At 63.2% G+C, this 11967-nt stretch carries 11 protein-coding genes; 10 read left to right on the forward strand and 1 reads right to left on the reverse strand.

The genetic code is table 11. The features are described from left to right. Nucleotides 1-10 precede the first annotated feature (10 nt). The 10 genes from M4J39_RS01235 (at nucleotide 11) to M4J39_RS01280 (ending at nucleotide 10952) form a co-directional block, all read left to right on the forward strand. Nucleotides 11-256: a hypothetical protein gene (locus M4J39_RS01235; RefSeq protein ID WP_251725832.1), complete on the forward strand. Its 246-nt coding sequence runs from the start codon at nucleotides 11-13 to the stop codon at nucleotides 254-256. A gap of 73 nt (nucleotides 257-329) precedes the next feature. After that, entirely contained in the window at nucleotides 330-818 is a 489-nt protein-coding gene (gene nuoI, locus M4J39_RS01240) for an NADH-quinone oxidoreductase subunit NuoI (protein ID WP_101288253.1), read from the forward strand. Nucleotides 819-884: 66 nt separating this feature from the next. After that, entirely contained in the window at nucleotides 885-1496 is a 612-nt protein-coding gene (locus M4J39_RS01245) for an NADH-quinone oxidoreductase subunit J (RefSeq protein WP_251725833.1), read from the forward strand. A gap of 45 nt (nucleotides 1497-1541) precedes the next feature. Then, the gene (nuoK, locus tag M4J39_RS01250) at nucleotides 1542-1850 is read left to right on the forward strand and encodes an NADH-quinone oxidoreductase subunit NuoK (RefSeq protein ID WP_026783452.1); all 309 of its coding nucleotides are present in this window, start codon (nucleotides 1542-1544) and stop codon (nucleotides 1848-1850) included. An 8-nt stretch (nucleotides 1851-1858) separates the two neighbouring features. Beyond that, nucleotides 1859-3955: an NADH-quinone oxidoreductase subunit L gene (gene nuoL / locus M4J39_RS01255; protein WP_251725835.1), complete on the forward strand. Its 2097-nt coding sequence runs from the start codon at nucleotides 1859-1861 to the stop codon at nucleotides 3953-3955. A gap of 2 nt (nucleotides 3956-3957) precedes the next feature. After that, complete coding sequence (locus M4J39_RS01260) at nucleotides 3958-5484, forward strand: NADH-quinone oxidoreductase subunit M (RefSeq protein ID WP_251725836.1); 1527 nt, start codon at nucleotides 3958-3960, stop codon at nucleotides 5482-5484. An 11-nt stretch (nucleotides 5485-5495) separates the two neighbouring features. Further along, on the forward strand, nucleotides 5496-6923 hold the full coding sequence (nuoN, locus tag M4J39_RS01265; RefSeq protein WP_251725837.1) for an NADH-quinone oxidoreductase subunit NuoN: 1428 nt from the start codon (nucleotides 5496-5498) through the stop codon (nucleotides 6921-6923). A 13-nt stretch (nucleotides 6924-6936) separates the two neighbouring features. Then, complete coding sequence (locus tag M4J39_RS01270) at nucleotides 6937-7698, forward strand: biotin--[acetyl-CoA-carboxylase] ligase (RefSeq protein ID WP_251725839.1); 762 nt, start codon at nucleotides 6937-6939, stop codon at nucleotides 7696-7698. 220 nt (nucleotides 7699-7918) lie between these two features. Next, nucleotides 7919-9535 (forward strand): ribonuclease J, encoded by a 1617-nt coding sequence (locus M4J39_RS01275; RefSeq protein WP_251726764.1) that lies wholly within the window; start codon nucleotides 7919-7921, stop codon nucleotides 9533-9535. Nucleotides 9536-9587: 52 nt separating this feature from the next. Beyond that, complete coding sequence (locus M4J39_RS01280) at nucleotides 9588-10952, forward strand: pilus assembly protein TadG-related protein (protein ID WP_251725841.1); 1365 nt, start codon at nucleotides 9588-9590, stop codon at nucleotides 10950-10952. Nucleotides 10953-10956: 4 nt separating this feature from the next. On the opposite strand, the gene M4J39_RS01285 is transcribed toward M4J39_RS01280, so the two are convergent. Further along, nucleotides 10957-11919 carry an AEC family transporter gene (locus M4J39_RS01285; protein WP_251725843.1) on the reverse strand — a complete coding sequence of 321 codons (963 nt, stop codon included), beginning with the start codon at nucleotides 11917-11919 and terminating at the stop codon, nucleotides 10957-10959. Nucleotides 11920-11967 lie beyond the last annotated feature (48 nt).

The following is an 11967-nucleotide window of genomic DNA, read 5'->3' on the forward strand; positions in this document are numbered from 1 at the left end:
CGGGGAGGGTATGATGGACCTGTCGCTCGCGGGCGTGGTTGGAGCGGCGGTCGGGATCGGTGTCGGTCTCGTCGACTACGGCGTGATCGCATCGGTCGTGCGGCGGGCGCTGGAACGCCGGCCGGGGTTGATCGAGCCGCGGCGGGCGGACCTTTTGATGAAGGTGCTGTTCGTCGTCAACGCCATCGTCTTCGCCGCCCTCGGCTGGTGGCTGGGCGTTTCGGTGGCGGGAACGGGTCTTCAGGCGCCGGGTTGATGGCGACGGAACATGATTTCGGCCGACATCGCCGTGCGGCGATGCTGGTCCGGGAATGAAGGAAGCGGGTGCGATGAAACTCAGCCAGGTGGCAAAGTCCTTCCTCCTCAAGGAGTTCGTATCGGGGTTCTTCCTCGCCATGCGTTACTTCTTCAAGGCGAAGCCGACCATCAACTACCCCTTCGAGAAGGGGGCCTTGAGCCCGCGCTTTCGTGGCGAGCACGCCTTGCGCCGTTATCCGAGCGGCGAAGAACGCTGCATCGCCTGCAAGCTCTGCGAGGCGATCTGTCCGGCGCAGGCCATCACCATCGAGGCCGGCCCGCGCGGCAACGACGGCACGCGTCGCACCACGCGCTACGACATCGACATGGTGAAGTGCATCTACTGCGGCTTCTGCCAGGAAGCCTGTCCGGTGGATGCCATCGTCGAAGGGCCGAACTTCGAGTTCGCCACCGAGACGCGCGAGGAGCTCTATTTCTCCAAGGAGCGGCTGCTCGCGAACGGCGATCGCTGGGAGCGGGAGATCGCCCGCAACATCGCGGCCGACGCACCTTACCGCTGAGCGATGGCCGAACGGCAAGACTGACGGGATTGGACGCGCCGACGGGCGCATCGGGGACGAAGCGAGATGATACAGGCCTTGTTCTTCTATCTGTTTGCGGCGGTCACCATCGCTTCGGCGGTCATGGTGATTTCCTCGCGCAATCCCGTGCATTCGGTGCTGTTCCTGATCCTCGCCTTCGTCAATGCGGCCGGCCTGTTCATGCTAGTTGGCGCCGAGTTCCTCGCCCTGTTGCTGATCGTCGTCTATGTCGGCGCAGTGGCGGTGCTGTTCCTGTTCGTGGTGATGATGCTTGACGTCGATTTCGTCGAGCTCCGTCAGGGCTTCATGCAGTACCTGCCGATCGGCGTGCTGGTCGGGCTGATCTTCCTGGCCGAGCTTCTGATGGTGGCGGGCGCCTGGGTGTTCGCGCCGGAAGCCACGGCCACCGCTTCCGCGCCGATCCCCGACCCCGACCGGGTCACCAACACGCTGGCGCTCGGCCAGTTGCTCTATACGCGCTACGTCTACTTCTTCCAGGTCGCCGGCTTCGTGCTGCTGGTGGCCATGATCGGCGCCATTACGCTGACGTTGCGCCATCGCGCGTCCGTCCGGCGCCAGAACGTTTCCGTTCAGGTGGCGCGCACCCGCGCCACCGCCATCGAAGTCAAGCATGTCGAGCCGGGGAGGGGACTGTGACGATCCGTTCTCACAACTCCACCACGGACAAGGAAGGTTGACGCCATGACGCTCGGTCTAGCCCACTACCTGTCGGTCGCGGCGATCCTGTTCACGCTCGGGGTGCTCGGCATCTTCCTCAATCGGAAGAACGTCATCGTCATCCTGATGAGCGTCGAGTTGATCCTTCTGGCGGTCAACCTCAACCTCGTCGCCTTCTCGCATTTCCTCGGCGATCTCGTCGGACAGGTCTTCGCCCTGTTCGTGCTGACGGTCGCCGCCGCCGAGGCCGCCATCGGCCTTGCCATTCTGGTCGCATTCTTCCGCAACCGCGGCTCCATCGCGGTGGAAGACATCAACGTGATGAAGGGCTGACGCAAGAGATGTATTCCCTCATCGTCTTCCTTCCGCTCATCGGCTTCCTGATTGCCGGCGCCATTGCGCTCTGGGGCGCGGCGGCCACCGTGCCCGCACCCGAGGGCGGCCATGATGCCCACGGTCACCACGACGATCATCATGCGGTTCATGCCGAGCATGACGACCACGCCCACGGCGGTCATGACGACCATCATCACGCCGCCGAGCCGGCCGCGCCCGGTTCTCGCGTCGCCGAACTGGTGACCACCGGCCTGCTGTTCGTTTCGGCGATCCTGTCCTGGGTGGCCTTCATTTCCGTCGGCTTCGGCGAACACGAGACGCAGTCGATCCGAGTGCTGACCTGGATTACCTCCGGTGCCATGCAGATCGACTGGGCCTTCCGCGTCGACACGCTGACCGTCGTCATGCTGGTGGTGGTGAACACCGTTTCGTCGCTGGTCCACCTGTACTCGATGGGCTACATGGCCGAGGATCCGGACCGGCCGCGCTTCTTCGCCTATCTCAGCCTGTTCACCTTCGCCATGCTGATGCTGGTGACGGCCGACAACCTCGTGCAGATGTTCTTCGGCTGGGAGGGCGTCGGTCTCGCCTCCTACCTTCTGATCGGCTTCTGGTACAAGAAGCCCTCGGCTTCGGCGGCCGCCATCAAGGCCTTCGTCGTCAACCGCGTCGGCGATTTCGGCTTCATGCTGGGCATCTTCGGCATCTTCGTGATGTTCGGGACCATCGGCTTCACCGACATCTTTGCCAACGTCGCTTCCGTCGAGGGCAAGACGCTTCATTTCCTCTGGGGTGAGTGGGACGCCATCACCGTGATCTGCCTCTTGCTGTTCATGGGAGCCATGGGCAAGAGCGCGCAGTTCCTGCTGCACACCTGGCTGCCGGACGCCATGGAGGGCCCGACGCCGGTGTCGGCCCTCATCCATGCCGCCACCATGGTGACCGCCGGCGTGTTCATGGTGGCGCGCCTGTCGCCGTTGTTCGACCTCAGCCCGACGGCGCTTACCGTCGTCACGCTGGTCGGCGCCGTCACCGCCTTCTTCGCGGCAACCGTCGGCCTCGTTCAGAACGACATCAAGCGCGTCATCGCCTATTCGACCTGTTCGCAGCTCGGCTACATGTTCGTGGCGCTCGGTGTCGGGGCCTACGGCGCCGGCGTGTTCCACCTGTTCACCCATGCCTTCTTCAAGGCGCTGCTGTTCCTTGGCGCCGGCTCGGTGATCATGGCCAGCCACCACGAGCAGGACATGCGCTCGATGGGCGGCCTTCGGAGCAAGATTCCGCTGACCTTCTGGGCGATGACACTCGGCACGCTCGCCATCACCGGCGTCGGCATTCCCGGCACGGAGATCGGTTTTGCCGGCTTCCTGTCCAAGGACGCCATCATCGAGAGCGCCTTCGCCGGCCACAACCCGGTCTCGGGTCTCGCGGCCGTCCTGCTGGTGATCGCCGCCGGTTTCACCAGCTTCTATTCCTGGCGCCTGGTCTTCCTCACCTTCTTCGGTTCGAGCCGCGCGCCGAAGGACGTCTACGATCATGCCAAGGAGAGCCCGCTGGTCGTACTGATCCCGCTTGGCGTGCTGTCGCTTGGCGCCGTGCTCGCCGGCATGGTGTTCTACGGCCAGTATGTTGGCGAGGAGCAGGCGGAGTTCTGGAAGGGGGCGCTCTTCTATGGGCCGGAGAACCACATCCTGCACGCCATGCACGAGGTGTCGTTCCTGGTGAAGGTCTCGCCCTTCCTGGCCATGCTGGTCGGTCTCGCCGTCGCCTACTGGTTCTACATTCTGAACCCGGCGCTGCCCAAGAAGCTCGCCGCCGCGCTGCCGGTGCTCTACAAGTTCCTGCTCAACAAGTGGTACTTCGACGAGCTCTACGACCTCATCTTCGTCCGTCCGGCATTCGCCATCGGTCGCCTGTTCTGGAAGACGGGTGACGGCGCCATCATCGACGGGCTCGGACCCAACGGAGTGGCTGCCCGCGTGCAGGACGTCACCGCCCGCGTCGTGCGCCTGCAGACCGGTTATGTCTACCATTATGCCTTTGCCATGGTGATCGGCGTTGCCGCCCTGATCACCTGGGCCATGTTCGCCGGGGGACAATGAGTATGAGCGGAATGCCGCTTCTGACGCTGACCACGTTCCTGCCATTGGCGGGCGCCCTGTTCATCCTGATGATCCGGGCGCAGGACGAGGCTGCGATCCTCAACATCCGGCGCGTGGCGCTGATCACCACAGTCGCGACCTTCCTGGTGTCGATCGGAATCTGGACGGGCTTCGATCCGAAGAACCCCGGCTTCCAGCTGACCGAAGCGGCCGGCTGGTCGGGTAGCTTCTTCGCCTACCGCATGGGCGTCGACGGCATCTCGATCCTGTTCGTTCTGCTCACGACCTTCCTGATGCCCTTCTGCATCCTGGCGAGCTGGGAGTCGGTTCAGGTTCGCGTCAAGGAGTACATGATCGCCTTCCTGGTGCTCGAGACGCTGATGATCGGCGTGTTCTGCGCCACCGATCTCGTGCTGTTCTACGTCTTCTTCGAGGGTGGCCTGATCCCGATGTTCCTGATCATCGGCATCTGGGGCGGCCAGCGCCGCGTCTACGCCTCCTACAAGTTCTTCCTCTACACGCTGGCCGGCTCGGTCCTGATGATGCTGGCGATCATGGCGATGTACTGGCAGAGCGGTACCACCGACATAACCGAACTGGTCAACCATCCGTTCCCGGCAACCATGCAGTGGTGGCTGTGGTTTGCCTTCTTCGCAAGCTTCGCGGTGAAGATGCCGATGTGGCCGGTGCATACCTGGCTGCCCGATGCCCACGTCGAAGCGCCGACGGCCGGCTCGGTCCTGCTGGCCGCCATTCTCCTGAAGATGGGCGGGTACGGCTTCCTGCGCTTCTCTCTGCCCATGTTCCCGCTGGCGTCGGTTGATCTCGCGCCCTTCATCTTCACGCTCTCGGTGGTCGCCATCGTCTACACCTCGCTGGTGGCGCTGGTGCAGGAGGACATGAAGAAGCTGATCGCCTACTCGTCGGTCGCCCACATGGGCTTTGTCACCATGGGCATCTTCACGCTGAACACGCAGGGCCTCCAAGGCGCGGTGTTCCAGATGTTCAGCCACGGCCTCGTGTCCGGTGCGCTGTTCCTCTGCGTCGGCGTCGTCTACGATCGCCTGCACACCCGCGAGATCGCCGCCTACGGCGGTCTGGTCAACCGCATGCCGGCCTACGCCACGGTGTTCATGGTCATGACCATGGCCAACGTCGGTCTGCCCGGAACGTCCGGTTTCATCGGCGAGTTCCTGACGCTGTCGGCCGCCTTCCAGGTCAACACCTGGGTGGCCGCCTTTGCGGCGCTCGGAGTTATCCTGTCGGCTGCCTACGCCCTCTGGCTGTTCCGCCGGGTCGTCTGGGGCTCGCTCACCAAGGCGAACCTCAAGGCGATGATGGACCTAAGTCCGCGCGAAATCGGCATCCTGGCGCCGCTCGTCGTGCTGGTGATCCTGTTCGGCGTCTACCCGATGCCGGTGCTCGACGCCACGGCCGCTTCCCTGGAAGCGCTCCTTCGCTCCGTCCATGCGGCGATCGACGCCGCCGGCCAGACCGCTTCGGCCGGGCCGCTGCCGCTGATCCGCTGAGGGCATAGACAATGACCGCACTTCCCGATTTTGCCCTGGCCGGACCTGAGATTCTCCTGGCCGTCGGCGCCCTTCTTCTGCTCCTGCTCGGCGCTTACGGCGGTGAGAAGCGTGCAGGCTTCGTCTCCGGCTTGTCGGCATTGCTGCTGATCATTGCCGCCGTGGCGGTGATTGTGGGCCGCGATGGTACCACCTTCGACGGTGCCTTCGTGGTGGACGGCTTCGGCCGGTTCCTCAAGGTCCTGGTGCTGATCGGCTCGGCGCTGGCGGTGGTCATGACGCAGCGCTTCGCCGTTGCCGAGAAGTTCTTCCACTTCGAGCTGCCGGTACTGATCGTGCTCGCCACCGTCGGCATGCTGCTGATGATCTCGGCGGGCGATCTGATCGCCGTCTATCTCGGTCTGGAGCTTCAGTCGCTGGCGCTTTACGTCGTCGCTTCCTTTCACCGCGACGACGGCCGCTCGACCGAGGCCGGCCTCAAGTATTTCGTTCTTGGCGCGCTCTCCTCGGGCATGCTTCTTTACGGCGCCTCGCTGATCTACGGCTTCACCGGCCACGTCGATTTTGCCGGTATCGCCACGGCCGCTGCCAGCGGTCAGGCCTCGCTCGGCCTCACCTTCGGCATCGTGTTCGTCGCCGCCGGCATTGCCTTCAAGGTGTCGGCCGTGCCGTTCCACATGTGGACGCCGGACGTCTACGAAGGCGCGCCGACGCCGGTCACCGCCTTCTTCGCCGCCGCCCCGAAGATCGCCGCCATGGCGCTGTTTGTCCGCGTCGTGATGGAAGCGCTGGAGCCGGTCAAGGCCGAGTGGCAGCAGATCGTCGCCTTCATGTCTCTGGCCTCGATGATCCTTGGCGCCTTCGCAGCCATCGGTCAGCGCAACATCAAGCGGCTGATGGCCTACTCCTCCATCGGTCACATGGGCTATGCGCTGGTCGGCCTCGCGGCCGGATCCGAAGCCGGCGTCTACGGCATCCTCATCTATCTCGCTACCTATCTCGCCATGACGGCCGGCGCCTTCGCCGTGATCCTGTCCATGCGGCGGGATGGCGTGATGACCGAGGACATCGACAGCCTCGCCGGCCTGTCGCGCACCAATCCGATGGTGGCCTATCTCCTGGGCATCATCATGTTCTCGCTGGCCGGCATCCCGCCCTTCGCCGGCTTCTTCGGCAAGTATTTCGTCTTCGCCGCCGCCATCAACTCGGGCCTCTACTGGCTGGCGGTGATCGGCATCCTCAGCTCGGTCGTCGGCGCCTACTACTACCTCCGCATCGTCAAGATCATGTTCCTCGACGAGCCGAAGGGCGCCTTCGAACCGATGGGGGGCGAGATGAAGGCGGTGCTGGGCATCTCCGGCCTGTTCGTCGCCGCTTTTGCGCTGGTGCTCGGACCGCTTGGTGACGCGGCGCTGGCGGCCGCGCGTACGCTGTTCTGAGGCGGTCGGCACGATGAACGAAGGTTCGGGGCTGGTTTGTCCCGCGGGTTATACGGCCATCCACCTCGACGCGGTCGGCTCGACCAACGCCGAGGCATTCGAACGGGCGCGGCAGGGCGCGGCGTCGGGTTTATGGGTGGTCGCCCGCCGCCAGACCGCCGGACGTGGACGGCGGGGACGGATCTGGACATCAGAGCCGGGCAATCTCTATTCTTCGCTGATGCTGCGCGATCCCATTGCGGAGGCGCGGCTCGGCGAACTGCCTCTTGTAGTCGCGCTTGCTGTTCACGATGCTGTTGCGGCGGCGTTGCCGCCCTTTGCCAGAGCCGATCTCGCCATCAAATGGCCGAACGACGTCCTTTACGCCGGCGCCAAGATCTGCGGCATCCTGATCGAGGCATCGAGCACGCCGGAGGGCAGGGTGGTCGTGGCCGGGATCGGTATCAACTGCAACCACCATCCTGACGTTACGCTCTACAGCGCTACGGATCTGGCCGCTGCCGGTTATCCTACCGAACCCGAGGCGCTGTTCGCGCTCCTGGCGGCGGCCATGGCCCGTCGGCTCGCCGAGTGGCAGGCTGGCGAGTTCGCCTCTCTTCGCGAAGCCTGGCTCGACCGTGCACGGGGTATTGGCGAGGCGATCACGGTACGCCTGCCCACGCGGGAGATAGCCGGTGTCTTTTCCGGTCTCGACGCGGAAGGGCGGTTGTTGCTGCGTCACGACGGCGGGCTGGAGGCGATCTCAGCTGGCGACGTGTTCTTCGGTCGTTCCTGACGCTATTCGACGGCTCAGGGTGCGATCGTTCGTTGTCGAGTGTCCTCTTCCGAGAGATTTCTTGACGCGGCCGCCTTTCGCGTCCACGTAGAACCCGACAAACGAAAGAACAAGTGCGCGCCGGCAGGGGTCGGCGAATTGGAGATACTCTGTGACGAAAAAGAAGAGCGGGGCCGACGAGCTCATTTTCCTGCCGCTGGGCGGCGTTGGCGAAATCGGCATGAACCTCGCGCTCTACGGCCTCGGACCCGAAGCCGACCGAAAGTGGCTGATGGTGGACTGTGGCATTTCCTTCGCCGGTCCCGAGCTTCCCGGGGTCGATCTGCTTCTGCCCGACATTTCCTTCATCGAGGCCTACAAGGATGATCTGGTCGGCATTCTGATCACGCATGCCCATGAAGATCATTATGGCGCCGTCTATGACCTCTGGCCGCGTCTTGGTGTGCCGGTCTATATGACGCCCTTTGCCGCTGCCCTGCACGCTGCCAAGCGCGAGATGGAGCCGAACGCGCCGCGCGTGCCGACCAGCGTCGTCGAACAGGGGCAGCGGTTCTCCATCGGCCCGTTCGACATCGAGCTGATTGCCATGTCGCACTCGCTGCCCGAGCCGACATCCGTGCTGATCCGCACCCCGATGGGCAATGTGCTGCACACCGGCGACTGGAAGATCGACCATGACCCCCGCGTCGGTCAACCGATCGACATGAAGCGGCTCGCCGAGATCAGTGCCGAGGGTGTCGACGCCATGATCTGCGACTCCACCAATGCCGTCCGGGCCGGGCGCAGCCCGTCGGAAGGCGAGGTCGCCCATGGGCTGGCCGAGGTGGTCGCCAGAGCGAAGAAGCGCGTCGCCGTCACCATTTTCGCCTCGAACCTCGGTCGTATCCGCTCGATTGCCGAGGCCGCCGCCAAGAACGATCGCGAGGTCGTCGTGGTCGGTCGCGCCATCAAGCGGGTGCTCGACGTTGCCGGTGAACTCGGCATGCTCGAGGGGCTGCCGCCGTTCCGTGATGAGGAAGCCTACGGCTATCTTCCGTCCGACAAGGTGATGGCCATCGTCACCGGCAGCCAGGGCGAGGCGCGCGCCGCGCTTGCCAAGATCGCAGCCGGCGACCACCGCAACATTACCCTGAACCGCGGCGACATGGTGATCTTCTCTTCGCGCACCATTCCCGGCAACGAGAAGGCCGTCGGCGCCATCAAGAACAAGCTGGTCGAGCAGGGCGTCGAAATCGTCTCCGACGGCGATGCGCTGGTGCACACCTCGGGCCATCCTCGCCGCGACGAGATGATGGAGCTCTATCGTCTCGTCAAGCCGAAGGTCGCCGTGCCTGTGCATGGCGAGGCCGTCCATCTCGCCGCTCATGAGAGGCTCGCCCGCGAGGCCGGCGTGCCGAGCGTGGCGCGAACCAGGAACGGCGAGATGCTGCGCCTCCTGCCCGGCGACGAGCCGAAGGCCATAGGTCACGTGCCTTTCGGCATTCTGGTCAAGGACGGCAGCCTGGTTCGCGATCCGGAAGGCTCGGGCGTCGTCGAGCGGCGCAAGATGAGTTTTGCCGGCGTCGTCGTCTGCACGCTGCTGATGAACGGGCGCGGCGACATCCTCGGCGAATACGGCCTCAACTGTTTCGGCCTGCCGGAGACCGACAACAAGGGCGAGGATTTCGAGGACGTGCTCGCCGCCGCCGTAGATGGCTGTCTTGTCTCCATTCCCAAGGCCCGCCGCAAGGACGAGGATCTCGTGGCCGAAGCGGTGCGCCGGTCGATTCGGGCGGCGGCCAACGAGCGCTGGGGCAAGAAGCCGATCACCGAGGTGACGGTGCTGAGGGTGGACTGAGCCGAGAGGCGGAGTGCCGGCAGGCACTCATCTCTTGCGGCGGGAAACGCCGGTGATCGGCGACGAAAATCGTCACATCGTCTTAAATTCTCACCATTCCCGCAATCTGTTGTTAGGCCAACCGACGTTATCCTGTGGTTCAGGAGGGACCATGGGAACTCGTCGGTTTTTAGCCTGTCGGGACGGCAACGTGGCGATCACTTTCGCCGTCTGTCTGGTGCCCCTTCTTGTCGGTATCGGGGCGGCAGTCGACTACGCGCGACTGGCCGATGCGCGCGAGGTGATGCAGCACTCGCTCGATGCCACGGTTCTGGCACTGTCCTCCGAAGCGGCCAAGCTGACCGAGACCGAGCTCGACGCGCGGGCCGACCAGATATTCCACGTCAACTTTCCATCCGGCAAGGCCGAGGGCGTCACCGTATCCGCCACCTTCACCAAGGCCAACGGTGCCGTAATCTCCGCGTCGGCGAGTGGAACTGTCCCAATGACTTTCCTCAATCTCGTCGGAATCACCTCTGAGACGCTGGCAGTCCAGTCAAAGTCCGCTTGGTCGTCGAAGCGCCTGCGCGTGGCGCTTGCTCTCGATAATACTGGCTCAATGGCCTATTCTGGGAAAATGTCGGCGCTGAAGACAGCGACGAACAACTTGATTGACCAGCTGCAGTCGCAGTCGACATCCGATGGTGACATCTATGTTTCTATTATTCCATTTAATCGCGACGTTAATGTGGGTAAGTCCAACAAGAATGCAACCTGGTTGTACTGGGGAGGGGTGTGTGTCAACTACAACTCCAGTACATGCGATTACGGCGAGAAACTATATCCGTACGGAACCGACAAATCAAAATGGAATGGCTGTGTCGGCGATCGCGAGAAGGATTACGATATTTCGGTTTCCGTTCCAGATGCAAATAAATATAAAACCAAGTTTTTCGTTGATCAGTATTCCGCATGCCCATCTGCCCTGACGCCGATGACCAACGACTGGTCTGCGCTGAAGTCGGCCGTGACAGCCATGACATCCAACGGGTCCACCAATCAGACGATTGGTCTGGTCTGGGCTTGGCAATCGTTGCAGCAGACCTCGCCGATTGCGGCACCAGCCAAGGACATTAACTTCGAGTACCAGGATGCAATCATCCTCTTGTCGGATGGTGACAATACAGAGAATCGCTTTGGAGGAAATGGAAAGTCAAGCGCGTCATCGGTTGATCAGAGGATGACTTTAGTATGTAATGCCGCAAAATCTGCTGGGGTTACTATTTACACAGTGCTGGTTATTCAGGGGAACGCATCTGTACTAAAGTCATGTGCTAGTTCTGACGATAATTATTTTAACGCGGCAACCGCAGGTGATATTATTACTGCATTTGGTGCCATCGGCGACAAGCTGTCGGCCCTTCGCATCGCCCAATAGCCGCTCAGGGAGCGCCGAAGATCGGCACCAGACCGTGAGTGACCAGATATAGCGTTACCGTCACCGTCACTACCGAGGCCGCAGTGCCGATGAGGATGCCGCTGGCCGATTGCTCGACATAAAGTCGGTACTGCTGCGCGGCGGCGTAGCAGGTCGCCGCCGGCGGCAGGCAGGCCATCAGTATGGCCGCGTGTACCCAGACCGGCGGAAAGCCGCCCACCAGCGTCACCATCGTCCAGGCCATCAGCGGATGCACAAGAAGCTTGACGGCAACAAGGGCCGGCAGTTCGCGATGCGGCTGGCTCGCCGGCTGCAAGGCGACGGTTACACCGATCGAGAAGAGGGCGGCCGGCGCAGCCGAAGCGCGCAGCATGGTGACGGTGGTTGCGACCGCCTCCGGCACTTGCATGGCGAAAGCGGAGCCCAACACGCCGGCAATACTGCCCAGAATAAAGGGATGCGTGAAGATCCTTCGCAGGATGAGCGCGGCGGTGGCGCCTATCGGCCGCTCTTCTTCGCCGAAGACAGCCATCATCGTCGGCAGCAAAGAAAAGATCAGTACGACGTCGAAGCAGAAGATCAATGCGGTCGGTGCGGCCGCCGCGCTGCCCAGGGCCGACAGAGTCAGCGCTGGCCCCATGTAGCCGACGTTGGCATAGGAACCGATGAGACCTTGAAGCGCGGCAATGCGCATGCCGGCTCCGGTCAGCGCCCGGCCGACGAGAAGGGCGATCATGAAAGTGACGAAGGTGGAGGTGGTGGTGGCAAGCGCAAAGGAACCGCGCGCCAGCTCGTGAAGCGGTGTTCGGGACAGGATGTCGAAGAACAGTGCCGGCAACGCGACGTAGATCAGGTAGAAATCCAGCCAGGCAAGCCCGGCGCGGGGCAGGCGGGCCAGCTTCCCCGCCAGAAAGCCGATGAGAATGATGCCGAAGAACGGCATGGCCAGCGCCAGAACCTGGGTCATGAATGTTTGATCGCCGGAACGTCCGCCTCGTGGCGGCTACGGGGTGGA

Origin of the sequence: Pleomorphomonas sp. NRK KF1 (assembly GCF_023721755.1) — a bacterium.
GTDB lineage: Bacteria > Pseudomonadota > Alphaproteobacteria > Rhizobiales > Pleomorphomonadaceae > Pleomorphomonas.

Bases quoted from the DNA above. Each gene is read 5' to 3' on its own strand.
- M4J39_RS01235 (WP_251725832.1), top strand. From the start codon at position 11: ATGATGGACCTGTCGCTCGCGGGCGTGGTTGGAGCGGCGGTCGGGATC.
- nuoI (WP_101288253.1), top strand. From the start codon at position 330: ATGAAACTCAGCCAGGTGGCAAAGTCCTTCCTCCTCAAGGAGTTCGTA.
- M4J39_RS01245 (WP_251725833.1), top strand. From the start codon at position 885: ATGATACAGGCCTTGTTCTTCTATCTGTTTGCGGCGGTCACCATCGCT.
- nuoK (WP_026783452.1), top strand. From the start codon at position 1,542: ATGACGCTCGGTCTAGCCCACTACCTGTCGGTCGCGGCGATCCTGTTC.
- nuoL (WP_251725835.1), top strand. From the start codon at position 1,859: ATGTATTCCCTCATCGTCTTCCTTCCGCTCATCGGCTTCCTGATTGCC.
- M4J39_RS01260 (WP_251725836.1), top strand. From the start codon at position 3,958: ATGAGCGGAATGCCGCTTCTGACGCTGACCACGTTCCTGCCATTGGCG.
- nuoN (WP_251725837.1), top strand. From the start codon at position 5,496: ATGACCGCACTTCCCGATTTTGCCCTGGCCGGACCTGAGATTCTCCTG.
- M4J39_RS01270 (WP_251725839.1), top strand. From the start codon at position 6,937: ATGAACGAAGGTTCGGGGCTGGTTTGTCCCGCGGGTTATACGGCCATC.
- M4J39_RS01275 (WP_251726764.1), top strand. From the start codon at position 7,919: ATGAACCTCGCGCTCTACGGCCTCGGACCCGAAGCCGACCGAAAGTGG.
- M4J39_RS01285 (WP_251725843.1), bottom strand. From the start codon at position 11,919: ATGACCCAGGTTCTGGCGCTGGCCATGCCGTTCTTCGGCATCATTCTC.